The organism is Nocardia transvalensis NBRC 15921 (assembly GCF_000308875.1).
In the GTDB taxonomy this organism is placed as follows: domain Bacteria; phylum Actinomycetota; class Actinomycetes; order Mycobacteriales; family Mycobacteriaceae; genus Nocardia; species Nocardia transvalensis.
Map to the genome: position 1 here is coordinate 241,869 of NZ_BAGL01000063.1, position 24,705 is coordinate 266,573.

A 24,705-nucleotide genomic window follows, 5' to 3' on the forward strand; every position below is an offset into this window, starting at 1 on the left:
ATGGAGCAACAACCCCTGGTCCTGGATCCGACGGGGCACGATATCCAGGGTGAGGCCGCGCGCATTCGCGAACGGGGACCGATCACGCGGGTAGCGCTGCCCGGCGGGATCGAGGCATGGTCGGTGACCGATGCCGCGTTACTGAGGAAGCTGCTGACCGATTCGCGGGTGTCGAAGGACGCTCGTCAGCACTGGCCCCAATTCATCAACGGCGAAGTCCCGCAGGACTGGCCACTGTTCACCTGGGTCGCGGTGAACAACATGTTCACCGCCTACGGGGCCGACCACCGGCGACTGCGGAAGCTGGTCTCGCCCGCCTTCACCCATCGCCGCACGCAGGCCATGCGCCCGCGCATCGAGGCCATCACCGCCGACCTGCTGGACCGGCTGGCCGCTACGCCGTCCGGCGACGCCGTCGATCTGCGGGAGGGGTATGCCTACCCGCTGCCGATCCAGGTGATCTCCGAGCTGATGGGCGTGCCGGAGGAGCTGCATCCGGGCCTGCGCACGTGTGTCGACGGTATCTTCGACACCTCGCTGACTCCCGAACAGTCGCAGGCGAATTACCTGGAGATGTACCGGATCCTCGGGGAGCTGGTCGTCTTCCGCCGCGACCACCCCGCCGACGACATGACCAGCCTGCTGATCTCGCATCGCGACGAGGAGGACGGCTCGCAGCTCGCCGAGCAGGAGTTGATCGACACCCTGCTGCTGGTCATCAGCGCCGGACACGAGACCACGGTCAACCTGCTCGACCAGGCGATCTACCTGCTGCTCACCCGGCCCGAGCAACGCGCGAAGCTGGACTCCGGGGAGGTCCCGTGGGAGGAGCTGGTCGAGGAGGCGCTGCGGTTCGAGGCGCCGGTCGCGAATCTGCCGCTGCGGTACGCGGTCGAGGATCTCGAGATCGACGGCCTGCGCATCGCCAAGGGTGAACCCATCCTGGCCACCTACGCCGCCGCCAACCGCGACCCGAAGCTGTACGGCGACACCGCCGACGAGTTCGACGTCACCCGCCCCACCAAGGATCACCTGGCCTTCGGCTACGGCGCCCACCACTGCCTGGGCGCCCCGCTCGCACGGCTGGAGGCGACGGTCGCCCTCCCCGCGATCTTCCGTCGCTTCCCGGACATGCGCCTGGCCACCGACGCGGGCGACCTGGGCACGGTCGCGAGCTTCATCTCCAACGGCCACCGCCGCCTACCCGTCTACCTGGCCCAGTAGCACTCCCGCCTCCCCGACCCACACCCGTTGCGCGGCAAACCTTCCGTCGCGCAACGGGTGCCTTGTCGTACCGCATGTTCTTCCTTTTCCCGGCATGCTTTTGGCCGGGAACTCACGAGCTGTGCAAGGCAGACAACAAGGTTGTGAGAATCGGCGACGGGCGCATATCACTGCGCAGGACCGCCGACACCGGAACCCGCAGCGGACGCCCGGCGGAGCGCAGGGCCGCGATTCCCTCGGCGGGTGTGTCGGCGTAGAGGATGGTCCAGGCGTCCGGCCGGTTGACCAGTTCCATGGTGGCGGTGTGGTCCGGCGGGATCGGCGGGCCGAAGGCCGGCCGGGTGGGCAGATCGGCGAACGCGTTCCGGACGACGTTGTGGAGGAGGACCTGTTCCTGTTCCGGCGGGAGCAACAGCGGATAATTTCCCAATTCCGCGAGCGTGACATTCTCTCGTCCGGCCAGCGGGTGCGCCGTCGAGACGGCGATCACGAGGTCCTCCACCCATAGCTCCTCGACCGTCAGACCGGGCTGATCGACGCTGCCGCGGATGAGAGCGAGATCACAATCGCCGTCCGCGACCGCGGCGATGCGCTGCCGGAAGGGTTTGATCACGAACTCGATCTCCGCACCCGGATGCGCCTCACGCGCACCCGCGATGGCCGACAGCGATCTTGTTGCGAAGGACATGTTCGCGGCCAGGCGAATTCGCGGCCCGGACGACCGCACAGCTGCGCGAATGGCCGATTCCAGGCTCAGCATTTGCTTCGCAAGGGGAAGTAGCCGAGTCGTTGCATCGGTCGGGACAACCGATCTCGTCGAGCGCTCGAAGAGTTGCACACCAAGATCATGTTCGAGCCGGGCGATCTGATGGCTGATAGCCGATTGCGATATGAAGCACCGCTGGGCCGCCCGGCTGAAGCTGAGCTCCTCGCACACGGCCACGAAGTAGGACAGCTGCCGCAGTTCCATCAAGATCTCCATTCATGAACGATCCAGATAAGACTCATCTAAATTATGCGCCCTGACCCCTGGAACATCTACGTTCCGAATCACGGTTACTAATGACAGAAGGAGGCTGTCATGCAACACGTGGATGCGGGAATCGAAACCGCTGAGGTAGTCATCGTCGGTTCGGGCTTCGGCGGACTCGCCGCCGCGAAGCAGCTGAGCAAGTCGGGGGTCAACTACGTACTCATCTCGAGCACGCCCGAACATCTGTTTCAGCCGCTGCTCTACCAAGTAGCGACCGGTGTGCTGCCCAGCACGGACATCGCCCCGCCGATCGCGCAGATCCTGCACCGGCACAAGGGCGCCGACGTGCGGCAGGGCAAGGTCGTCGATATCGATGCCGACGGCGCGGTGCTCACCTACGAGACGGCGGACGGCCCACGCCGGATCCGCTACGGCTCGCTGATCGCCGCCACCGGCGCCAACCAGTCCTATTTCGGCCGTGACGATTTCGCCGAGAAGACCTATTCGCTGAAGACCATCGACGACGCCAAGCGGCTGCGCACGCAGATCGAGCGGGTGTTCGCCGAGGCGGCGACCGCCGATCCCGATTCGCGCGAGCGGTTGCTGAGCTTCGTGGTCGTCGGCGCCGGCCCGACGGGCGTCGAGGTCGCCGGTCAGCTCAAGGAACTCGCGAAAAGGTACTACCACCAGGAGATCTCGGTGTCGCTGGTGGAGGGCGCCCCGGCCGTGCTGCCCCCGTTCGGCGGCAGCCTGTCGCAGTACGCGCGAGAGTCGCTGGCGCGCAACGGCGTCGAGGTGCTGCTGGATACCTTCGTCACCGATATCGAGGCGGGCAAGGTCACGGTCAAGACCAAGGACGGCGTGGAGCGCGGCATCGGCGCGGAGACCGTGGTCTGGTCGGCCGGTGTGCAGGCGGGCGGCTTCGCGAAGCTGCTGGCCGAGGCGACCGGTTGCGAGACCGACCGCGCCGGCCGGCTGCTGATCAACCAGGACTGCACCGTGGGCGGGCATGCCGACATCTACGCGATCGGCGATATGACCTCGCTCAACGGCTACCCCGGGCAGTCGCCGACGGCGATGCAGGAGGGCCGCCACGTCGCCGACATCATCCGGCGCAAGAAGCAGGCCGGCACCCCCTTCGTGTACTGGGACAAGGGGTCGATGGCGGTGATCAGCCGGTTCAGCGCGGTCACCAAGCTGAACGACAAGATCAAGTTCACCGGACTGGTCGCGTGGGTGACGTGGCTGGCGGTGCACCTGTTCTATCTGGTCGGCTTCCGCAACCGCTTCGTGGCGGTGATGTCGTGGCTGGTGGCATTCATCGGCAGCGGGCGGCCCGGATTCAACGAGGAGAAGTCCGGCGGGGCGCAGGCTCCCGAATCGCCGCGGAAAGCGGCCTAGTCGCACAACAGCTCGGACCCTCCGACGCCGCGAGGCCTCGGAGGGTTTCGTCGTTGCGGGGTGGGTCGTCCTACGCCGCGCGTTCCACCTCCTGGTCCGTCGTCGCCATCTCGAACAGTTCCTCCGCCAGCACGTCCGGTTCGACGCGCGGCACCTCGTTGGGCTCCACCGCGGCGAAATGCCCGGAGTCGTACAGCCGCTGGGCCGCACTCGTCTCGATCAGCCTGTCGATCAGCAGGGTACCGACGCGCACACCCTGGGAACGCACCTGCTCGTCCACGGCGTACAGATAGTTCAGCAGGCCCGACTGCGGCACACCCACGCTGGCGAGCGCCGCCTGCGGCCGCCGCGCCACGCTCCCCTGCGCGATCAGCGCGGCGCCGGAGCCCCGCTCGGCCATCCCCGGGAGCAGCGCGTGCAGGATCCGGATCGGCGTCGTCAGCCGCAGGGGCAGCCACGACAGCATGGTGTCGACGTCCAGCGACAGCGCGTCGACCGGCAGGTGGGTGACATCGCCGGGGCTGTAGACCACGACGTCCGGAATGCCGTGGCGCTGCCGCAGCTCGGCCAGGGCGGCATCGACCTGAGCGTCGTCGGCCAGGTCGGCGAGCAACACGTCGGCGTCGATGCCGTCGGCGGCCAGGGCGCCGCGCACCCGGTCCAGCGTGCCGGGATTGCGCGCGATCAGCGTGACCGAGTACCCGGCGCGGCCGAATCGGCGCGCGGCCGCCAGGCCGAGGGCGGGACCGGCGCCGAAAATCGCCAGATGGGGCATGGCCGTCTCCATTCTTCCAGTTAAGTTGAGAACCCACTCAATTTGAGCGGACTCTCAACTTAACCCGAAATCGAGAGGGTGTTCAACTTGTTAGGCTGAGGCCATGGTCGATGTGATCGAGCCGGGTCGGGACGGCGCCCCGCCGCGCCCGCGCCGCCGCGACGCCCGGGACAATCGCGAGCGCATCGCGGCCGCCGCGAAGGATCGCTTCACCCGGGAGGGGCTCGAGGCCTCGCTCAACGCCATCGCCCGCGAGGCGGGTGTCAGCATCGGCACGCTCTACAACCACTTCCCCACCCGCGAGGCGCTGATCAACGAGACTATGCTGGACTGCGTCGAACGTTCGGTGGTGCTCGCGGAGAACGCGTTACGCGCCCCCGATCCCTGGACCGGCCTGGTCGACCACCTGACGATGCTGGCCGAATGGCAGGCCGCCGATCGCGGGTTCACCGATATCTGCGTGTATTCGCTACCGGCCGAGAGTCCGGTCGAGCAGGCGAAACATCGGGGGCACACGCTGTTTCAGCAGCTGATCGCGCGGGCCCGGGAATCCGGGGCGCTGCGCGCCGATGTCGACGTTCCCGATATCGGGCTCATGCTGTGGGCCGTGGTGCGGGCCACGGAGGGTATTCGCGCGGCGGCTCCCGACGCCTGGCGCCGCCACCTGGCGATCCTCCTGGACGGTCTGCGCGCCGACGCCGCCCGGCCGCTGCCGGGAGCGCCGCTGCCCGCCGAGTTACTGCGCACCGCAATGACGATCGGCCGGTAGCGGGCGGCAGGTCATTCGGGCTTGCGGCCGCTGGTGCACAGGAAGTGGTAGAACCAGGCCCGGAAACGCGAGTCGAGCATGAGTTCGCGGTAGTGCTCGAGTTCGTCACGGGTGACGCCGCATTCCAGCAGCAGCGATTCGGCCCGGACGGTGAGGTTGCGATGCAGCAGGCAGCCCTCGTCGCCGCCGCTGACGGTCCGGGAGTATTCGACGCTGCCGATATCGGCCAGCCCGGCCTCGGTCATCCGGTCGTCCACCTGGCCGGCCCAGTCGAAGCTGATACCCAGGCGCGGGGCGACCACGCCGTGCGAGAGCGACATGACCTTCGCCCACACGTCCTCGTCGGCCAGCGTGGGCGCGGACAGGGTGGCCTGGGGCCGCCGGTCGACATCGCCGATCACCAGCCATCCGCCGGGCGCCAGCGCCTCGACGAGGGTGGTGAAGATCTGCTCGCGCCGCGGCAGGCGCATGAGGAGCAGGCGGGCGTGGATGAGGTCGAAGGGTCCGTCGACGGGGAGCCCGCCGGCCAGATCATGCTCGTACACTTCGACATTCGGCCCCGGATCGAGAAAGGCGGCGTTCTTGTCGACGGCGACGACGGATCCGGACGGGCCGACGCGATCGGCGAGCCATCGCGCGATCGATCCGGCGCCCGCCCCGAGTTCCAGGCACCGCGCGCCCGGCCCGATCCCCGTCGACCGCAGGCAATCCGTGGTGATCGCATCGAAGAGGGTCTCGACGTAACCGAGATGCTCCCGGCCCAGCTCGGTACCTTCGGCATCGAAAATGTAGGGTTCCGTCTGCATCGTGCTCCCTCCCACAAGGCTGCCACGCAAGCATCCCAGACACCGTGTCCATCAGGCTTCGCACAGCACTACCCACCCGTGGTGACCTGCTGCGGAACGGGCGAGTGCGCCGGCACGGCACTCAGCCCTCAGACGTTGAAACCCCCTACCGGACAACAGCTTTGATCCCCCCTACTGTACGCGCGGCAGAATAACGGCGCTTCGCCAGCTGTTGTCCGGCACGCATCGACCCGGTAGCCGACTACTCCCCCGCGTCTCCGGACCTGGTGCGAAGCAAGGGGATCCGAACAGCCTCGACGGCCTGCGTCACCGCCGCGCAGTCGGACTCGGTGAACCCGGCGATGTTGTCATCGATGTTGTTGCGGCACACCGTGGTCAGAGTGCTTGCCAGGGCGGGATAGCCGGCGCTGGGATATAGCTGGGTCTGGACGGTCCAGTACAGCGAGGCGGCCTTCGCGAGGCCGATGCCGCCGATGACGCGCCCGCCCGCTCGCCCGCCATCGGTGATCAGGGCGGCGAGTCTGTTGCCCACGCCGCTGTTGGTGTGGACGCCGCCGTTGTCCGGGGCCGGGTGGGCGCCGGAGTGGGTCGCCGGCGCCCAGCCCGGGCCCCGGTAGGTCTCCGGCTGCGGATCGGGGCCCGAGCGTGGCGACCGCATATCCCGGACGACGCCGACGGCGGTGCCGTTCCCGATCTTCCACCGGTCGGCGGGCAGGCCGCGGGCAGTGGCCAGTTCGGTGAACTCGCCGAAGACGTCGGACATGGATTCGTTGACCGCACCGGACTCGTTGACGTAGTTCAGGCCGCTCGTGCGCTCGGTGACGCCGTGGGTGATCTCGTGGGCGAGGACGTCGAGACCGAGGACCGCGCCGCCGAGGACCGCGCCCCGCCCGCCGGTCCAGTAGGCGTTGGCGTAGGGGCAGGTCTCGGCACAGACACGCACGGTGGCGCGCAGAGCCTTACCGCCGCCGTCGCCGAGGTCGACGCCGATCAGATCGGTCAGGCTGCCGAGGTCGGTGTAGTGGCGGTAGAACGTCTCGGTATCACCGAGCCAGCCGTAGACCCGGTTGGCGTCCTCGTTCCCGGCGACGCGGGGCTGCCCCTCCGATCGCACCACGGGATAACTTCCCGCGGCCCCGCACGGCGTGCCGATCCTCCGCTCCTCGCCCTGTGAATCCGCGTCACACACCGCACGCGCGAGGCTCCGGCCGGTCGTCCAGGCATCGAGGACCTCCGCCCCGGGCCCGGCCGCGACGAAGACCCGCCACAGGTCGCCGGCGGCCGCGACGTCGAAGCGATAGGCGGGGATCGCCGCGACGTCCGGCCCGTCGCCGTCGATCAGGCTCGGATCGAACCAGGCCGCCGACTCGGTGCGCACAGCCAGCGTGTCCGCCGCGGACCTGGACGCCCCGGCCACCGTGCCGAGAGCCGCCCGGCGAGCGGCCGCCGTCGGCGCGACCCCCTCCGGTGGATAGCTCCCGTGCGTGTGTGCGGTCAGCGCACCGGTCGCCGACAGCAGCGCGCCGTCCGGCCGCAGCGACAGCGCGACGCCCGCGCCGTGGACGGGAACCCCGGCGATCCGTTGCGACAGCCGCACGGTACTTCCGCCCGCGCCCCGCCACCGTATCCACGACGAGATCCGCTGCGGCGCCGAACAACTGCCTGATATCGGTGGCGTGCGCCAGTGCCGCCGCGCCGGGATCGGCGGGCCGGGCCCCCGGCGGCGGAACCGGCCGGTCCGGAACGATCTGGCGGACCGCGCCGTGCGCACTCACGTGCACCTGCTTCGGCGCGGCCGGCAGCGCCGGTGGGCTCGGCTCGGCCCCGGCCGGACCTACCAGCAGCATCGATACAGCTACGACGACCGTGACCCACAGGCCACGCGAACAGACCTTCATCGTGTCTTCCCCCTGCGATTTCCGATGGATGTGGACAACCGCTGCCCGCGATCGAGCCGATCGCGTCCCCGCCGTGCCCCCCTCGGACCGTCCGACCCGCCCGATGTGAACTCCCCGAATTCGATTGCCGGAGGGGATGTCTCGCGGCGAAACCGCTACAGCTTCGCCAGCACCTTCCCCACCGTCAGCCAGGTGCGGGTGGTGATGTCCTTGCCGTACACGCTCTCCAGCCATGCCATGTGGTTCGGCGTGGAACTCGACATGTTGTCGATGACCGCCAGGAGGGCGGCTGCCTCCTGGTCGTACCGGACGATCCGCACCACGCCGTCCAGCTCCGGCGGGAGGTTGCCCGGCGGCGGGCCCTGCGTCCGGTCCTTGAGGAAGGTGGTGGTGAGGTAGGTGCCGCGCCCGTGCGTCAGCCCCGGGAAGGGATCGGAATCGACCAGCGCGCGCAGTTCCTCGCGGCTGCGGATGATGGTGCCGCCGCCGATGCCCAACTCCGCGCTCAGCGCCTGCTGGATGCGCGATTCCAGTGCGGGAACGTCGGTTTCGGTGCTACCGAACACGATATTGCCGCTGGTGAGCACCGAACCCACCGACTCGAACCCCAGCCCCTCGAAGACGCCGCGCAACTTCTCGTTGCGCATATTCGGGTTGCTGGGCATGATCCCGCGTAGCAGGGCGGCGTACCGGTTCATGAGCGAGACGGTACCGCCCGCCCCCGACAACTTCGGCGGACTAGGCGTACCTCCGCATTCGCTCCGGCCGTGCGCGGACTGGGGACGGCTACGCCGACTGCGCCGACTAGCTCGCCTGCGACGCGGCCGCGCCGTTCTTCTTGCGCTCGATGTCCTCCAGCGCCGCGAGATACTTCGCCCGCTCCTCGGCCCCGGCCTCCCACGCCTCCTTGCGGTTCTTGACCACCTTGGCGGGGGCGCCGACGGCGATGCCGTAGTCGGGCACGTCGCCCTTCACCACGGCGTGCGCGCCCAGCACGCAGCCGCGGCCGACGCGGGTGCCACGCAGCACCGTCACCTTGGCCGCGATCCAGGTGTCCGGACCGATGCGCACCGGACCCTTGACGATGCCCTGATCCTTGATCGGCAGGGTGATGTCGTCCATCTTGTGGTCGAAGTCGCAGATGTAGCACCAGTCGGCGACCAGCGTCGATTCGCCGATCTCGATATCGAGGTAGGTGTTGACGACGTTGTCCTTGCCGAACACCACCTTGTCGCCGATGCGCAGCGAGCCCTCGTGGCAGCGGATCGCGTTGCCGTCGCCGATGTGCACCCACCGGCCGATCTCCATGCGGCTCAGCTCCGGCGTCGCGTGCACCTCGACCCCGCGGCCCAGGAAGACCATGCCGCGCAGCACGATGTGCGGGTTGGCCAGCCGGAACTTGAACAGCCGGTAGTACCGCACCAGGTACCACGGCGTATAGGCCCGGTTGGCCAGGACCCAGCGCAGCGAGGCCATCGTCAGAAAACGCGCCTGCTCCGGGTCCCGCCTGCGCGACCCCCGCCACCGCGAACGCAGCGGCGCGCCCCACATGCTCGTCACGAACTTGCTCCCTCGAGTCCATCGGGCGACTGCGTCGTCCAGAGGTGTCGTCGTCGAGGTACCAGCGTACTTTCGTCGCGCGCGGGGGCATCCGCTGCCCTCGAACTGTTCCCGCCGCGGCACGATCCGGCGGACACGGGCGAAATCGAGTTCCCCCGGACCGGTGAGAGCGGGGTTCGATGTTCTAGTCTCGTGCAGTCCCGTACGAGCAGATGGGAGTCCAGCAGGTGCGACACGGCAGCCGGCGATCCCCGCGCAGCGGGCGAGGCGCCATCACCGATCACCGTCCGGCGGTGCGACGCGCGCGCTCCCGGGGCCTGGCGCTACGGGCCGGCGCGGCCGTGGGCGCGATGGGCGTGCTGGCGCTGACCGGATGCGGCAGCACCACGCTGGACGACATCAAGGTCGGCCCGGGTAAGGGCTGGCCGGTCGCGTACCACGACGCCCGCAACAGCGGCGCCAGCGGCATCACCGGATCCCGGCACCTGGTCCCGGCCTGGTCGCGGCCGCTGGGCGGCCCGGCCGCGACCCCTACCATCATCGGGCCGGGCGGGCAGGTGTTCGTCACCAGCAGCACGGCCGCCGGCTGCGTCGGCGATACGGGTCCGACCGGCGCGCTGTTCGCGTTCCAGATGCCGACCGGGCGCAAGCGGTTCTGCAATCCCATGGGTCCGGACGCGAGCGCCGCCGGTGCGGCGGTGGACGGGCTGGACAACGTCTACGTCGGCGACAACGGCGGCCTGTTCTCGTTCAACGCGCTCGGCCAGCCGCGCTGGCGCACCCCCGTCGCGGGCGTTCCGGTGTCGGTGCAGTTCACCAGCGACGGCAATGTGCTGTCGGTGACCCAGTCCGGTCAGATCGACGTGGTCGACCGGCAGACCGGGAAGCTGACGGCGGCGACGTTCCAGGCACTGGGCGAGCCCGACTTCCTGCAGGAGGTCAACCTGCCGCGACCGCCGGACGGCCAGGGCATCGGCGACTGCGGCGCCGGCGGGCCGCTGTGCCCGGTGGCGAACGTCTCGGCGCTGGAGCAGAACTCCGGCCGCTTCTACCTCACCGTCCGGAAGCCGGGAACTCCCGCCGCGGCCCTGGTCGCGCTGCGCTACGCGGACAAGCAGATCCGGCAGGAGTGGAGCGTCGACATCCTCGCCGACGGCTCCGCGACCAGCCCGACGCTGTCCGGCGACGGCAAGACCGTCTACGTCGGCGATAACTCCGGCCGGCTGCTGGCCGTCGACGCCGCCGACGGGCACACGAAATGGACGCAGCCGCTGGGCTTCGCGCCGCGCGGCGCGGTATCGGCGCAGGACGGGCTGCTGATCCCGGGCGGCGACGAGGGCCACCTCATCGCGCTGCGCGACAACGACGGCAGCGCGGAGATCGCCTGGGAGCGTAAGGATCTGGAGTTACGCGGACGTCCCGTGCAGACCGGCGGCGACACCGGTTACGTGGTCTCCTCGATCGGCGACACGCTGCACCTGATCACCATCGACACCCGCAACGGCACGACGCTGGCCTCCGCGGAACTGCCGGGCGCGCAGGGCACCACCGTCGGAACGGCGGTGAGCGCCAAGGGCGATGTGGTGGTCACGTCGCGCATCGGCGAGCTGTTCGCCTTCAAGCCGGACGAGTAGGGGACGCTCAGCGGGCCGGTGGCGTCTCGCACAGGAAAGCCGTAGGGGTACGGCCGATCCGGGTGATCACGACAGTGTAGGGGTGCGTACCGCGCGGCTTGACGCGGGCACGCAGCGCGTCCGAATCGATATCCACACCGCGCGCGAGGATCTCGAGCGGACCGCAGTCGCGGCGATGCAGCTCCGCGCGCAGCGGCTTCTCGCGGAATTCGAGACGGTCCAGGATGCGGAAGCCGCGGACGCCGTCGGGCACGGTGTCGCCGGTGAGATAGGCGATCCGGGGATCCAGCTGCCACAGGCCGTATTTCGCGGCGTAGTGCCGGACCAGTCCGGCCCGCACGACAGCGCCGTCCGGATCGATGATCCACGCCCCCGGATCGCGTTCGGGGATATCGTCCGGTTCGGCATCGGTGAGCACCCGGGACGAACCGTCCGAGCCGAGGACGGTCGCGCGGCGGGTGACGCCCGGTTCGGCGAGTCCGGCCGACCAGAGGCACGCCTCGCGCACCGCGCCGTCCAGCGAGACGAGTTCGACCTCCCATGATCCCCGCGGTGCGAAGGCGTCGAAATCTAGTCCGGGAGCGCACTTCACGACCAGATCGCGGCCCGCGTAGGCGGCCACGAGGTCCGGCAGCGGCGGGATCAGCTTGGCCGGGTCGTGCGTGCGGCGGCCGCCCGCGCGCCGGGCCGGATCGGCGATCACGACCGTGCCGCTACTGCACGGGATCAGCGCATCGGCCTTGGCCAGCAGCACATTTCGCACGCCGGAGAGGTTGTGCGCGGCCATGGCGAGGCGCACCTCGTCGAGATCGCTCCCGATGACCACCGGGCACACCGGATGCAGCGCCGCCGGTTCCGCGCCGATCGAGCACGTCACGTCGTGCACGGCCCGGCCCGCCAGCCGCCGCGCCCGATGCCGGGCCACGGCGCTCGGCGTCGCCTGCTGCAGGGCGTCGTCGGTGAACAGCCACTCCCCCGCGCCGTCGAGTTTGGCGCCCGCCCGCCGCCGCAGGCGCACCGTCTCCACCAGCGCCGCCGCGTGTTCCCCCCGCACGCGCCGCACCCGCTCCAGGTCGTTGACCAGCGACGCCGGAGTCAGTGCCAGCCGATCCACCTCGGCCAGCGCGGAACGCCCGGCGTCACCGCGCAGGAACGCCACGTCGTCGCGCGAGAACCGATACGCCATTACACCGGCCCGCGGCCGTCCACCGCGACCACATACCCCGGCAGCCACGAAGCCTCGCGCCACTGGGCCCGGATTCGGGTGTGGCGCACTACTTTCCGGCGGCGGTCGGCTTCACGCCGGTGATCATGGCGTTGTAGAAGAAGCGGCGGGGCACGATGTGCCGGAGCACGTTCTCGTCGACCCAGCTCAGGCCGAGCCAGGCCCGGTACTGGGCGATGCGGTAGCGCCAGGTCAGCTTCTCGGCGGGGACGGCGGCCTCGAAGGTGCGCACCGGCCAGCCCCACAGGGCGGCGGCGAACTCCTCGGTCTCGGCGTGCACCTGGGCCGCGCCGGCCGAGCGGGCGATCGCCTCGAGCTGGGACGGATCGAAGGTGTGCAGGTCGACGACGGCCTCGAGGGCGGCCGCGCGCGAGGACTCGTCGAGCTCCTCCTGCGGGCGGCGCCACTCGCGCAGGAACGGCAGCTTGGTGACCTCGGTGGTGACCTTCCAGGTCACCTGGCCCAGCTTGCGGGCGTAGAGGTTGCCCACGGTGGTCGGCTCGCCCGCGAAGACGAAGCGCCCGCCCGGCTTGAGTACCCGCAGGCATTCCTTGAGCGCCAGCTCCACATCCGGAATGTGGTGCAGCACAGCGTGTCCCACGACCAGATCGAAGGTGTCGTCCTCGTACGGGATGGTCTCGGCGTCGGCCACCCGGCCGTCCACCTCCAGGCCGAGGTGCTCGGCGTTGCGCAGCGCCACCTTGACCATGCCCGGCGACAGGTCGGTGACCGAACCGCGCTTCGCCACCCCCGCCTGCATCAGGTTCAGCAGGAAGAAGCCGGTACCGCAGCCGAGTTCCAGGGCGCGACCGTACGGCAGCGGGGCGTTCGGCGCGACGGCGTCGAAGCGGCCGCGCGCGTACTCGATACAGCGCTCGTCGTAGGAGATCGACCACTTGTCGTCGTAGGTCTCCGCCTCCCAGTCGTGGTACAGGACCTGGGCGAGCTTGTTGTCGGCGAGCGCGGCCTCGACCTCCGCCTCGGTGGCGTGCGGGTTCGGCGCGGGGTCGTCAGGACGTGCGGTCATGGTCCGCAAGCGTACTCGAGCGGCCGGGGCCCCGAGATCAGCGGCCCACGAATTCCGCCGAACCCGGACCCGCCGCGGAATAAGAACGTGTTCCTATGCTGCGGTCTTCGGTGTCGAACAGCTCCGCCCACTCGCCGCGGGCCCGGTCGTGGCCGTGCGTACCGGCCTCGAAGACCCGTTTGGCGGCGGCCAGCGCGCGGGCCGGCCCGCCGGTGAACTGCCGGGCCCAGCGCAGGGCGGCGGTGTAGACGTCGTCCGGGGCGACGACCTCGTCGACCAGGCCGAGGGCCGTCGCCTCGTCGTGCTCCACGAAGCGGCCGGTGTACACCAGATCCTTGGCGCGGGCCGGGCCGATCAGCAGGCTCAGCCGCCGGATTCCCGCGACCGGGATGAGCCCGGCGCGGATCTGCGGTAGCCCGAGCTTCACGTTGTCGCCGATGATGCGCCGATCCGCCCCCAGCGCCAGCTCCAGACCCGCTCCGAGCGCGTATCCGCTGATGGCGGCCACCGTCGGCTGCGGCAGCCGGGCCAGGCAGCCGAGGGCGCGCTGCAGATCCCCGGCCAGGGCGCGGGCCTGCTCGGACGACAGCTCGGCCAGCTCCGCCAGCTCGTCACCGGCGCTGAAGACGCGCTCGTCCCCGTAGACGACGACCGCCCGCGCCTCGGCGTCCTCCGCGATCCGGTCGGCCGCCGCCGCGAGTTCCAGGGCGAGTTGCACGTCGATCAGGTTCAGCGGCGGCCGCGCGAAGCGCAGCACGGCAATCCCCGCCTCGGCGCGGTCCACGGTCACGAATTCGGCCACGGGGCAGGAGCCTACTGGTCGCCCGGGCGGCGGGACCCACGCAGGCGGGAACCGTCGGGCTTGTCGGCGAAGTAGGCGGCGTTGTCCGGGAACCGCAGCATGGGCTTGCCGTCGACGGTCTCGAACTCGGGCTGGATCGGGTCGATCGCCGGATCGGCGGCGAGAATGTCGGCGGTGGAGGCGAATTCGCCGATCGCCCGCAACTGCGACCAGGTGGGCGGGAGCAGGATGTCCAGGCCCTCTCGCCAGCGGTCCATGGATTCGGCGGGCGTGCGCCACGCCACCTCGCGGGCCTCGGAGGTCGCCCCGTCGGCGCGCTGGCCCTCCGGGAGGACGGCGACGAAGAAGCGGGTGTCGTAGCGGCGCGGTTCGATCACCGGGGTGATCCAGTTGGCCCACGGCCGCAGCAGATCCGCGCGCAGCACCAGGTTCTCGCGGCCCAGGAACGTCCCGAGCGAGAGTTCCCGGCGCTCGAGCTGCCGGCGCGCCTCGCGGTAGAGCGAGGTGTCGGAGACGACGCTGTCGGCGGTCGGACCGGCCAGCAGTACGCCGCATTCCTCGAACGTCTCGCGCACGGCGGCGCACACCAGCGCCTGCGCCCGCGCCGCGTCGGTCGCGAACTTCCGCGCCCACCACGCCGGATCCGGCCCCGCCCAGGAGATTTCGGCCTGGGCGTCGGAGGCGTCCACGCCGCCGCCGGGGAAGACCGTCATGCCGGCCGCGAACTCCATGGCCTGCACCCGCCGCTGCATGAACACCTCGGGCCCCGCTGCCCCGTCACGCACCAGCATCACCGTGGACGCGTCCCTGAGTGGGGGAACGGCGTCCGACTCCGCAACAGTCTCGCTCACATCTCGCACCCTAGCGCCTGCTTGGTCGCCGACGGCCGACAGGTGCGCGAGCCGGGCGGCTACCCGCGGCGATGCCGCCCGAACCGGTGCGAGCGACGGGCGAAGAAGCGGCCGTCGATGCGGTCGAGGGTGATGGACTGGCGGAAGGCCTCGCTGAGCTTCTCCGCGGTCACCACCTCCTCCAGCAGTCCCTGCGCCACCACGCTGCCCTCGTTGAGGAGCAACGCGTGGGTGAATCCCGGCGGGATCTCCTCCACGTGGTGGGTGACCAGCACGGTGGCCGGCGCGTCCGGGTCGGCGGCCAGATCGCCCAGCTTCTCGACCAGTTCCTCGCGGCCGCCCAGATCGAGTCCTGCGGCCGGCTCGTCGAGCAGGAGCAGTTCCGGATCGGTCATCAGCGCCCGCGCGATCAGCACGCGTTTGCGCTCGCCCTCCGACAGGGTGCCGTAGGCGCGATCGGAAAGATGTTCGGCGCCCAGGCTTTCCAGCATGTCGATGGCGCGGTCGGTGTCGACGTCGTCGTACTCCTCGCGCCAGCGGCCGATCACCGCGTACCCGGCCGAGACGACCAGGTCGCCGACCTTCTCGTCGAGCGGCACCCGGCTGGCCACCGCCGCCGACGACAGCCCGATGCGGGGACGTAACTCGGTGATGTCGGTATGGCCGATCGTCTCGCCGAGCAGATTGGCCGTGCCCGAGGTCGGATGCACCTCGGCGGCGGCCATCCGCAGCAGCGACGTCTTGCCGGCGCCGTTGGGGCCGAGCACGACCCAGCGTTCGTCTAGTTCCACCTGCCAGCTGACAGGTCCCACCAGAGTGTGACCCGAGCGCCGGACGGTCACCTCGTTGAAGTCGATGAGCAGATCGGGATCCGGTTGCGGCACGGGGTCCATCTTGGCCCACGCCCGCGAACCGCTGCCAACGTGGTCGGTTTGCACGTTAAGTGTCATAGTCTCCCGCGCGGCCGTCCGCGCGCTAATTCGTCGTCGAACCTGTGTGATTCGGGACTCCTGCGCGGGCGCGGGCGCGGCCGGCGGAACAACCGGCCCAGAACAAGAGCGATCGGAATCGAGCACACGACCCAGATGCCGAGCACGATCCACAGTGTCGTCATATCCGTCGCACCTCCGCGAGACGTGCCCCGATACTGCCCCAATACCGCCTCCGAGTCGACCGCACGGCGCACCTGCGTCACGCGGCCGACAGGTCACCGGGCGGGACCGCGATGACCGTGATCGAGCCCGGCGCCACCTCCGTGAACCCGGCGTCGCGGACCGCGGTCGCCGAACCCTCCCGGACCCGGTCGCACAGCGCGGCCCACCGCGCCGGACGCGCGTCGCGGACCGAACACCGGTAACCCTGCCGCGACCACGCGTACGCCCGATCCACCGGCAGCGCACCCGCCAGCAGCATGCTCGCGTGCCCGGCCTGTGCGGCGGCCTTGCCGACAGTCATACCCAATTCCGAATTGACCCAAAGCACAGGCAGTTCCGGATCGGCCGGGCCGGGCGTGTCGGCTTCCAGATCGGTGCCTCCGATCTGCAGTTTCCGGATGCGCGGGTCGATTTCACCGATCGGACCCGGCACCAGCGCGCGGGCCTGCGCGCCGCCGATCTCCGCTGTGACGCCGTCGACCTCGCCGGCCGCCAGCCACTGCGCGCCTCGTGCCCGCCGCGCGACCTTGCGGATGCGCGACCGTTTCCAAGCCAGATATCGCGGTTCCCACTCCCCCTCCGGGCCGACCCGCGGATCCAGGCACAGCGCCACCACCGCCGTGGCCGCGGCCTCCAGCAGCGCGCTGCGGGGCGGCGGATCGACCTTGGGAATGTGCAGCACCATCTGCATGGCCTGGACGAGCGCGGGATCGTCCGGATCGCCGCCACCGCCGTATCCCCGGGCCAATTCCGCGTGCCGCGCGACGAATCCGTCGTCAAGCTCCCGCGTCACGGCTCCCACCGGCTCACTCATCCGCGCCTGCACCCCCGGCCGAGCCGCCACCCGTTCCAGACAACCACCTCTCCCTTCCGACACCCCAGCCTCCCATGCCGCACCCCACCCCACACGCCCCAACACCTTCCCGCACCCCTTACGTACTCCCGCACCCCTTCCAGTCGTCCGGAAGGGGTGCGGGAGTGTGCAGGGGGTGCGGGAAGCGGGTGGCTCGGGTCAGGGGGCGACGGTGACGGTGAGGGTGAAGTGTTGGGCGGGTTCGGTTCCCGCTTCCCAGGGGCGGGCGTAGCCCAGGTGCAAGGCGGTGGCGCCGGGGGTCTTGGCGGTGAAGCGCCAGCGGGAGGTGCCGCCGATGCCCGCGGCATTGCCCGCGTCGGCGGCGGGGCGGTAGTCCGGGTCGCCGGCCTGGTCGAGGACGGTCTGGTCGAGGTCGATCAGGTCCCACTGGTAGCCGGTGCTCGGATTCGCCGCGAGGGAGACCTCGAGGGTCTGTCCGGGGGCGAGCGACACCGCTTTGCCGTCGAAGTCCCCGGTGACGCTCACGGCGTCCGCGGAACTCGTCTTCGCGTGGGCGGAGTCGTCGTTCCCGCACGCGACCAGCGTCAGGCCGAGCATCAGCACCAGCAGGGGTGTACGCACGCGGTTCTCCCAGTCGTCGGCCTCGCCAGCGCGAGAGCAAATCCCGGGCAGACATTACCGAGGGTGGATGGCGGGAAGCCGCAACCGGGCCGAGCGATCGTTCAGCTATCCTCCGCGGCAAGGGATTCCGGCCAAAAGCATGCCGGAAGAAGAGCTTCTCGGCCCGCTTCCGTACTGGCTGGGCGTCTCGGCGCGCTTCCTCATTGTTCCGGCGCGCTTTTGGCCGGAATCAATTCAACGGAACGCGGCGTAGTAGGCCGTCGCGGGCGTCGGCGGCCTCGACCTCGTCGCGGGTGACGCCGAGGATGAACAGGAGAGCGTCGAGGTAGGGGTGGGAGAGGGCGGCGTCGGCGACCTCGCGCAGGGCGGGTTTGGCGTTGAAGGCGATGCCCAGGCCGGCCGCGTTGAGCATGTCGATATCGTTGGCGCCGTCGCCGACGGCGACGGTCTGCTCCATCGGGACGCCCGCCTCGGCGGCGAAACGCCGGAGGGCCACGGCTTTTCCGGGCCGGTCGACGATCTCGCCGATCACCTTGCCGGTGAGTTTGCCGCCCGCCACCTCGAGCGTATTGGCCTGGACGAAGTCCAGTTCCAGATCGTGCGCCAGCGGTTCGATCACCTGCCGGAAACCGCCGGACACCACGCCGCACCGGAAACCCAGGCGGCGCAGCGTGCGAATGGTGGTGCGGGCGCCGGGGGTGAGTTCGATGGTCTCGGCGACCTCGTCGATCACCGATTCGTCCAAGCCGCCCAGCGTCGCCACGCGCTGGCGCAGCGATTCGGCGAAGTCGATCTCGCCGCGCATGGCGGCCTCGGTCACCTTGCGCACCTCGTCCTCGACGCCGGCGTGCGCGGCCAGCATCTCGATCACCTCGCCCTGGATGAGCGTGGAGTCGACGTCGAACACGATGAGCCGCTTGGCCCGTCGTGCCAGGCCCGCGCGCTCGACCGCGACGTCGACGTTCTCCTTCACGGCGACGGTGGCCAGCGCCGTGCGCAGGCGGGTCTCCGAGGTCGTATCGGCCGGAGCGGTCACCATCAGTTCCAGACCGGTCACCGGATAGTCGGCGATCCCGCGGATCGAGTCGATGTTGACGTTCTGCTTGGCGAGTTTGCGCGCGATCGCGCTGAACGCCCGCGCGGTCACCGGACTGCCCAGCACCACGACCGCGTGCGTCGACAGTCGCGCACCGCCCACGGAGTTCGCGCCGATCTCGACGTCGACCTGCATGCCGATGCTGGCCATCGCGTCCTCGAGCTGGTCCTGGAGGTTCTCCGGATCCGCCGGGCAGGTCACCAGCACGCCGAGGGTGAGCCGGCCGCGGATCACGACCTGTTCGACGTCGAGCAGGCTGACGCCGTTGCGCGACAGGGCCGTCAGCAGCACCGAGGTCACACCCGGTTTGTCGGGTCCGGTGACGGTGATCAGCACGGTCGTCTCGGACGCGCTCAAGCGAAGCTCCGTTTCTCGTGACATGCACGGCCGCCGACGCGACCCGGGTCATTGTCTCAGGTCGGCACGGCCGTACGGCAGGCTGCCCGGCGCCGCGTGGCCGGTATCACGCGGCCCGGAAACCGGCCGCGGCGGCCGTCGTAGTCGACGGCCGCCGCGGATTCGGTAGGAGGGGTTAGCTCGAGACCTTCTCGGGCTCCTTCACATGCACTGCCTTCCCGCCCCAGCCGACGTGCGCTTCGGCGCGCATCCGCTCGACCATATGCGGGTAGTGCAGCTCGAACGCCGGACGCTCCGACCGGATACGCGGCAACTCGTAGAAGTTGTGTCGCGGCGGCGGGCAGGTGGTGGCCCATTCCAGCGAGTTGCCGTAGCCCCACGGATCGTCCACGGTGACGACCTCGCCGTACCGGTAGCTCTTGAAGACGTTCCAGATGAACGGCAGCGTCGAGGCTCCCAGGATGAAGGCGCCGATCGTGGAGATGGTGTTCAGCATCGTGAACCCGTCGGTGGGCAGGTAGTCGGCGTAGCGGCGCGGCATGCCTTCCGCGCCCAGCCAGTGCTGCACCAGGAAGGTGGTGTGGAAGCCGATCATGGTCGCCCAGAAGTGCCACTTGCCCAGGCGCTCGTCCATCATGCGCCCGGTCATCTTCGGGAACCAGAAGTAGATGCCCGCATAGGTCGCGAACACGATGGTGCCGAAGAGCACGTAGTGGAAGTGGGCGACGACGAAGTAGGTATCCGAGACGTGGAAGTCCAGCGGCGGGCTGGCCAGGATGACGCCCGACAGGCCACCGAACAGGAACGTCACGATGAACCCGACCGAGAACAGCATCGGCGACTCGAACGTCAACTGCCCCTTCCACATCGTCCCGATCCAGTTGAAGAACTTCACACCCGTCGGCACCGCGATCAAGAACGTCATGAACGAGAAATACGGCAGCAGGACCGCGCCGGTGGCGTACATGTGATGCGCCCAGACCGCGATGGACAACGCGGCGATACCCAGGGTCGCGTAGACGAGGGTGGTGTATCCGAAGATCGGCTTCCGGCTGAACACCGGGAAAATCTCCGACACGATCCCGAAGAACGGCAACGCGATGATGTACACCTCGGGATGCCCGAAATACCAGAACAAATGCTGATACAGCAGCGCACCACCGGAAGCCGGATCGTAGATGTGCCCACCCAGGTGCCGATCGTAGGCCAGCGCCATCAACGCGGCGGTCAGCAGCGGGAAGGCCAGCAGCACGAGCACGCTGGTGACGGCGATGTTCCAGGTGAAGATCGGCATCCGGAACAGCGTCATACCGGGAGCGCGCAGGCAGACCACGGTGGTGAGCATGTTCACGCCGCCGAGGATGGTGCCCAGACCCGAGACGGCCAGACCCAGGATCCACAGGTCGGCGCCGACGCCGGGCGAGTGCACGATGTCCGACAGCGGTGTGTAGGCCGTCCAGCCGAAGTCGGCGGCACCGCCGGGGGTGATGAAGCCCGCGGTCGCCATCGTCGCGCCGAACAGGTACAGCCAGTAGCTGAACGCGTTCAGGCGCGGAAAGGCCACGTCGGGGGCGCCGATCTGCAATGGCAGCACGATATTCGCGAAGCCGAACACGATCGCGGTCGCGTAGAACAGCAGCATGATCGTGCCGTGCATGGTGAACAGCTGATTGAACTGTTCCGGCGACAGGAACTGCAGGCCCGGACGCGCCAGCTCACCACGCATCAGCAGCGCCATCACGCCACCGATGAGGAAGAACGACATCGCCGTCACCAGGTACATCACGCCCAGCACCTTGGGGTCGGTGGTCGTGACAGCCTTGTACAGGAAGGACCCCTTCGGCCCCAGACGTTGTGGGTACGGCCGAGTCGCTTCCAACTTCGGGACTGGCTGGGGCTCTACAGCAGTCACTGATCCTCCATTAGGTGTGGCCTGGTAGCCGGTCGTCTCACGACAATCCGCTACGACGCATCGTAAACCGTGCTGTCCCAGGGCATCGCGCCCGGTCCTACTCTCTGTCGTAATTGGATGGTCGGGACCCGGCGGGCGGGGTCCGCGCCGGTGTGGTCGTTGGGGCTGTGCCCTGGGCGTGTGTACCCTTCCCGCATGCCGGTGATCGAGGTCGAATCCACCCGAAACACCACCCGTCGCGTACGAGCCGGCGGCTTGGCGGCCGTTGCCGCCCTGACGCTCGTCGCGGGCTGCGGCCAGAGCGCCGACGACGAGGCCAGCATCGTGCGCACCACCACCAATATCGGCGGCGCCGCGGTGGTCGGCATCGAACGCGATACCCGCACCGCCTGCGCGCTGCCGTCGGCGCCGGACCAGCCGTCCGGCACCCGCACCGTGCAGCAGCCCGCGGGCACGGTGCAGGTTCCGGCCGATCCGCAGCGCATCGTCGTCCTCGACACCGCGGCCCTCGACGCCGTCTGCGGGGTCGGGCTGTGGGAGCGAGTGGTCGGCGCGGCGACGATGGCCGGTCCGACGCCGCAGCCCGCCTATATGGGCACCGGCGTGCAGAAGATTCCGAGCGTCGGCGGCATCGGCGCCCCGGATATCGCCGCCATCACGGCGCTGCATCCCGATCTGATCATCGGCGCGCCCGGCGAGGGCGATTTCGGCGCGCTGAGCGGCGTCGCGCCCACCGTGCAGGTCGGTCCCGGCAGCTGGCAGTCGGTCTTCAGCTCCTACGCCGAGGCCATGGGCCGCAGCAAAGCCGGGGCAAAGGCCATCGAGGACTACCGCACCGCCGCCCGCGACACCGGTAACGCCGTCGCGGCGAACCTGTCGCAAGCCTCGGTCATCCGCTTCACCGCCGACGACATCCAGGTGCAGGGCACCGACAGCTTCGCCGGGCAGGTGCTCGCCGACACCGGGGTGCAGCGGCCGGGCGCCCAGCGCGGCGCCTCGTTCGGCGTCGGCAGCCTCTCCTCCGAGGGTGACCGCGACAAGCTCGAGGGCGACATCATCTACCTGATGTTCGACGGCCCCGACGGCGAGAGCCACGGGAAGAAGGCGATGGACGGCAAGGACTGGGAGAAGCTCAGCGCCGTCATCGACCGCCGCGAATTCGCCGTCGAGGATCCCATCTGGCACGGCACCGGCATCACCGCCGCCCGCGCCATCCTCACCGACCTGCAGAAGACCCTGAACGGATACGTCACCGACTGAGAGCGGACTACTTCCGCCTGGTCAGTTCGACGCGATCGGCGAGCAGTTCCGCCTGTCCGGGCGGGGTGAAATAGATCTCCATCGTCACACGATCGGGCGAGGTCAGCGCGATCCTGGTGCGCATCGCGATCGTCTGCCCGACGAACTGCGGTCCCAGCACGCCCGGATCGGTGAACTCCCCGGCCGTCACGATATCGGCCTGTCCGCCACTGCCTTTCGCACCCTTGTAGGTCATGGTCATCGGCGTGACACTGTCGACGGTCGTCCACTCGTAGCGATCGTCGGTCGGCGCGTAACCCAGCAGGCCGAGCCGGTAGTAAGGCTTGCCGCCGAAGTTGCCCTCGGCCTCTTCGCGCAGGAAGTTGCCGCCGGTCTCGGTGATCCAGCCCCATCGCGACACGATCCGGCTGCGGACCGGATTATCCGCGGTGCCGCCGGCGATGAAGGTGGACTTGTCGCCGTCCCATTCGCCGACCAGCTGGTTCAGGCGGCGGTGTCCCGCATCCTGCTGGTCGGGCGCGACCGCCGGCGCGCTACTCGCGGGCGCGGGCTCGGATTTCGTCTCGCCGGAGCACCCGCCGGCGAACAGGGCAAGTGCGGCGACCGCGATCGGCAACATCCGGAACCGGTTCGATCTCATCGACAATCCTTGTCGTGCAGAGCTTTACTCCCGATGCGGGGATCGACACCGGGAAGGCTGTGTAAGCAAAGCCCACCGGCCGACCGGCCGCAACGGGTGTTCTCACGGCTGGGATTCGCCCGGTCTCACCCTCGAGACTCACCGGGTTCCGGACTCTCTCCCCGTCGGCGCGGGGTGCTCTTGCGCGGGCGCAGGGCGTAGGCGGGGACCAGCTGATCGGTCAGGTGCAGTGCCGGACGGCCGTCGGCGTACGGGATCGAGAAGTTGACCCGGCCCAGCCAGTCGCCGCTGAGGGTCGGCACCCAGTGGGTGAGGGTGCCGGGGCGGTCGCCGGTCATATCGAGGCCGGCGCCGTTGATGTGCCGCGGCATCCCCGGATCCCGGAGCAGGATCGCGTCGAGCCGGACCCACACCGGGCGCGGCGGATACGTGAGCGCCCGGTAGTAGTAGCCGGTCTCGTTCGGGAATTGCAGCTCGGGCTCCGTGCCTTCGGTCCGAGGTAACTCACCCTCCTCGTTCGAACGCATATTCGAATACTAGCGCCCGGTGCATGACACGTCCCGCATTGCCCCGACTTACCCGAAAGGGCAGGTCAACCAGCCTTTATACGTTGACGCGACAACTTCTCACCGAGCCTGGATCAGAGCGTGTTCGCCACTGGTTCGCCAGGGGCGGCCGGTGGCGTCGAGATCCGCGACCTGGGCGGCGGTCAGCCCGGCGACGACATCGGACTTCAGCGTGCGCAGCGCGACGACCGGCGACGGGAAGTAGGCGGTGAGGTCGGCGAAGGGGGTTGTCGGCGGCCAGTCCCGGTCGCCGAGCAGGCGGCGGTAGTTCAGATCGCCCTTGAGGATCGTGAGCGCCGCGCACGCGAACTCGACCGACAGATCCTCCGGCAGATCGTGGAACGACAGTGGCGCACAGAAGAATTCGTGCATGCGGGCGATGAGCCGGCCCTCGTTCATCGCCAGCCACAGGCGGTCGCCCGCCTCCCGGGCCGCGGCGGCGTCGCTGTCGCGCAGCACGCGCAGCGCGGCGACCAGGTCGTTCATGGTCGCGTCCGAGACGTAGTACGGCTGCGGTTTGAGATAGATCGTGACGCGGGCGGCCATGCCGCTGGTGAGCAGGTAGTCGACGAGGATCAGGTCGGGCAGCAGTTCGCGGCCGGCGTTGTCGGCGATCAGGCACACGTCGGGATCGGTCGCGGAGGCCAGCGTGGACCACAGCGCGGCGCTGTCGTCGACCAGCAGCCGATCGTCGCGGGCGCCGGACCCGGCGGTCAGCTGGAAGCCGAGGTCGGCCTGATTGCCCCAGAGCGCCGAGACCAGCAGGGCGTCGCGCTTCTTCTCCTCCGGCACGTCCGCCAGCTCGGCGAGCGCGTTCAATTCGTCGGTGACGGCCGGGCTCGCCAGCTCGGCGGCCTTGGTCGGGCCGAAGGGATCGATACCGCGCCACACGCCCGGCCCGAAGTATCCGACCGCCTCCAGCAGCCTCCGGTAGAAGTAGCTCTCGGCCCACAGGAACGGAACCTCGCCCCACGGCCGGCCCCATACGTCCCGCCCCCACTCCTGCCACCGATCAGCGTCGTCGGCGCTCGTGTACAGCGGCTCCACCACCCCGCCGACGCTCTCGGCCAGCAGTTTCCGCAGGGCGGCCTGTTCGACCTGCCCGTACGGATGAGCGCCGATCACCTGCTCGATCAGCTTCGGATGACGCTCGTGGAACACGCTGTTCGGGAACGACCCCGGGACTCCGGCGAGAATCTGCGGCGCATCGGTCATCCCTCGATACTGTCGCATCGAGCCCGGAGCCCTGCATCCGCCATCACCATCCCCCTCGAACGACGAGAGAGTTGGCTTGCCGGTCGACCCCTGTTCAGGTTGTGTTGCGACGGCTGGGACATGGT

23 protein-coding genes are annotated in these 24,705 nt (G+C 69.4%); 5 read left to right on the top strand and 18 right to left on the bottom strand.

Annotated features, from left to right (window positions below):
- Entirely contained in the window at nucleotides 1-1,224 is a 1,224-nt protein-coding gene (locus ON41_RS22965; RefSeq protein WP_040749749.1) for a cytochrome P450 family protein, read from the top strand.
- 112 nt (nucleotides 1,225-1,336) lie between these two features.
- Here the strand turns inward: ON41_RS22965 and ON41_RS22970 are convergent, their stop codons facing one another.
- Complete coding sequence (locus ON41_RS22970) at nucleotides 1,337-2,194, bottom strand: LysR family transcriptional regulator (protein ID WP_040749839.1); 858 nt, start codon at nucleotides 2,192-2,194, stop codon at nucleotides 1,337-1,339.
- Nucleotides 2,195-2,305: 111 nt separating this feature from the next.
- Between ON41_RS22970 and ON41_RS22975 the strand changes: the two genes are divergently transcribed.
- Nucleotides 2,306-3,598, top strand: coding sequence for an NAD(P)/FAD-dependent oxidoreductase (locus ON41_RS22975; RefSeq protein ID WP_051162217.1), 1,293 nt, complete (start codon nucleotides 2,306-2,308; stop codon nucleotides 3,596-3,598).
- Between the two features lie 70 nt (nucleotides 3,599-3,668).
- Here the strand turns inward: ON41_RS22975 and ON41_RS22980 are convergent, their stop codons facing one another.
- Nucleotides 3,669-4,373: an SDR family NAD(P)-dependent oxidoreductase gene (locus ON41_RS22980; RefSeq protein WP_040749841.1), complete on the bottom strand. Its 705-nt coding sequence runs from the start codon at nucleotides 4,371-4,373 to the stop codon at nucleotides 3,669-3,671.
- Between the two features lie 103 nt (nucleotides 4,374-4,476).
- On the opposite strand from ON41_RS22980, the gene ON41_RS22985 reads away from it, so the two are divergent.
- Nucleotides 4,477-5,142, top strand: coding sequence for a TetR/AcrR family transcriptional regulator (locus ON41_RS22985; RefSeq protein WP_040749750.1), 666 nt, complete (start codon nucleotides 4,477-4,479; stop codon nucleotides 5,140-5,142).
- Between the two features lie 11 nt (nucleotides 5,143-5,153).
- Here ON41_RS22985 and ON41_RS22990 read toward each other — a convergent pair whose 3' ends face one another.
- From ON41_RS22990 to ON41_RS23005, 4 genes are all read right to left on the bottom strand, one after another.
- Nucleotides 5,154-5,948, bottom strand: coding sequence for a methyltransferase domain-containing protein (locus tag ON41_RS22990; protein ID WP_051162220.1), 795 nt, complete (start codon nucleotides 5,946-5,948; stop codon nucleotides 5,154-5,156).
- 241 nt (nucleotides 5,949-6,189) lie between these two features.
- The gene (locus ON41_RS22995) at nucleotides 6,190-7,545 is read right to left on the bottom strand and encodes a M4 family metallopeptidase (RefSeq protein WP_051162222.1); all 1,356 of its coding nucleotides are present in this window, start codon (nucleotides 7,543-7,545) and stop codon (nucleotides 6,190-6,192) included.
- A 456-nt stretch (nucleotides 7,546-8,001) separates the two neighbouring features.
- Complete coding sequence (locus ON41_RS23000; protein ID WP_040749751.1) at nucleotides 8,002-8,544, bottom strand: DUF1697 domain-containing protein; 543 nt, start codon at nucleotides 8,542-8,544, stop codon at nucleotides 8,002-8,004.
- Between the two features lie 106 nt (nucleotides 8,545-8,650).
- Nucleotides 8,651-9,406 carry an acyltransferase gene (locus ON41_RS23005; RefSeq protein WP_040749752.1) on the bottom strand — a complete coding sequence of 252 codons (756 nt, stop codon included), beginning with the start codon at nucleotides 9,404-9,406 and terminating at the stop codon, nucleotides 8,651-8,653.
- Between the two features lie 293 nt (nucleotides 9,407-9,699).
- On the opposite strand from ON41_RS23005, the gene ON41_RS23010 reads away from it, so the two are divergent.
- Nucleotides 9,700-11,040: an outer membrane protein assembly factor BamB family protein gene (locus tag ON41_RS23010; protein ID WP_040749844.1), complete on the top strand. Its 1,341-nt coding sequence runs from the start codon at nucleotides 9,700-9,702 to the stop codon at nucleotides 11,038-11,040.
- A gap of 7 nt (nucleotides 11,041-11,047) precedes the next feature.
- Here ON41_RS23010 and ON41_RS23015 read toward each other — a convergent pair whose 3' ends face one another.
- From ON41_RS23015 to ctaD, 9 genes are all read right to left on the bottom strand, one after another.
- Nucleotides 11,048-12,226, bottom strand: a complete 1,179-nt coding sequence (locus ON41_RS23015; RefSeq protein ID WP_040749753.1) for a THUMP-like domain-containing protein — start codon at nucleotides 12,224-12,226, stop codon at nucleotides 11,048-11,050.
- Nucleotides 12,227-12,314: 88 nt separating this feature from the next.
- Nucleotides 12,315-13,292 (bottom strand): class I SAM-dependent methyltransferase, encoded by a 978-nt coding sequence (locus tag ON41_RS23020; protein WP_040749754.1) that lies wholly within the window; start codon nucleotides 13,290-13,292, stop codon nucleotides 12,315-12,317.
- Nucleotides 13,293-13,329: 37 nt separating this feature from the next.
- A complete protein-coding gene (locus tag ON41_RS23025; RefSeq protein WP_040749755.1) occupies nucleotides 13,330-14,094 on the bottom strand; it encodes an enoyl-CoA hydratase-related protein in 765 nt (254 codons plus the stop codon).
- 11 nt (nucleotides 14,095-14,105) lie between these two features.
- A complete protein-coding gene (locus tag ON41_RS23030; RefSeq protein ID WP_221332969.1) occupies nucleotides 14,106-14,885 on the bottom strand; it encodes a DUF4012 domain-containing protein in 780 nt (259 codons plus the stop codon).
- A 119-nt stretch (nucleotides 14,886-15,004) separates the two neighbouring features.
- On the bottom strand, nucleotides 15,005-15,838 hold the full coding sequence (locus tag ON41_RS23035) for an ABC transporter ATP-binding protein (protein WP_040749757.1): 834 nt from the start codon (nucleotides 15,836-15,838) through the stop codon (nucleotides 15,005-15,007).
- A gap of 298 nt (nucleotides 15,839-16,136) precedes the next feature.
- Nucleotides 16,137-16,913, bottom strand: a complete 777-nt coding sequence (locus ON41_RS23040; RefSeq protein ID WP_040749758.1) for a peptidyl-tRNA hydrolase — start codon at nucleotides 16,911-16,913, stop codon at nucleotides 16,137-16,139.
- Nucleotides 16,914-17,111: 198 nt separating this feature from the next.
- Nucleotides 17,112-17,534, bottom strand: coding sequence for a protease inhibitor I42 family protein (locus ON41_RS23045; RefSeq protein WP_051162224.1), 423 nt, complete (start codon nucleotides 17,532-17,534; stop codon nucleotides 17,112-17,114).
- Nucleotides 17,535-17,763: 229 nt separating this feature from the next.
- Nucleotides 17,764-18,987: a phosphoserine phosphatase SerB gene (serB, locus tag ON41_RS23050; protein WP_040749759.1), complete on the bottom strand. Its 1,224-nt coding sequence runs from the start codon at nucleotides 18,985-18,987 to the stop codon at nucleotides 17,764-17,766.
- Between the two features lie 175 nt (nucleotides 18,988-19,162).
- Entirely contained in the window at nucleotides 19,163-20,899 is a 1,737-nt protein-coding gene (gene ctaD, locus ON41_RS23055) for an aa3-type cytochrome oxidase subunit I (RefSeq protein ID WP_040749760.1), read from the bottom strand.
- A 195-nt stretch (nucleotides 20,900-21,094) separates the two neighbouring features.
- On the opposite strand from ctaD, the gene ON41_RS23060 reads away from it, so the two are divergent.
- The gene (locus ON41_RS23060) at nucleotides 21,095-22,159 is read left to right on the top strand and encodes an ABC transporter substrate-binding protein (RefSeq protein WP_040749761.1); all 1,065 of its coding nucleotides are present in this window, start codon (nucleotides 21,095-21,097) and stop codon (nucleotides 22,157-22,159) included.
- Between the two features lie 7 nt (nucleotides 22,160-22,166).
- Here ON41_RS23060 and ON41_RS23065 read toward each other — a convergent pair whose 3' ends face one another.
- The 3 genes from ON41_RS23065 to ON41_RS23075 all read right to left on the bottom strand — a co-directional run bounded on the left by ON41_RS23065 (nucleotide 22,167) and on the right by ON41_RS23075 (nucleotide 24,580).
- A complete protein-coding gene (locus ON41_RS23065) occupies nucleotides 22,167-22,799 on the bottom strand; it encodes a DUF1579 family protein (protein ID WP_083905555.1) in 633 nt (210 codons plus the stop codon).
- A gap of 125 nt (nucleotides 22,800-22,924) precedes the next feature.
- Nucleotides 22,925-23,326, bottom strand: a complete 402-nt coding sequence (locus tag ON41_RS23070) for a hypothetical protein (RefSeq protein ID WP_051162229.1) — start codon at nucleotides 23,324-23,326, stop codon at nucleotides 22,925-22,927.
- A 99-nt stretch (nucleotides 23,327-23,425) separates the two neighbouring features.
- A complete protein-coding gene (locus tag ON41_RS23075) occupies nucleotides 23,426-24,580 on the bottom strand; it encodes a damage-control phosphatase ARMT1 family protein (protein ID WP_085995754.1) in 1,155 nt (384 codons plus the stop codon).
- Between the last annotated feature and the right edge of the window lie 125 nt (nucleotides 24,581-24,705).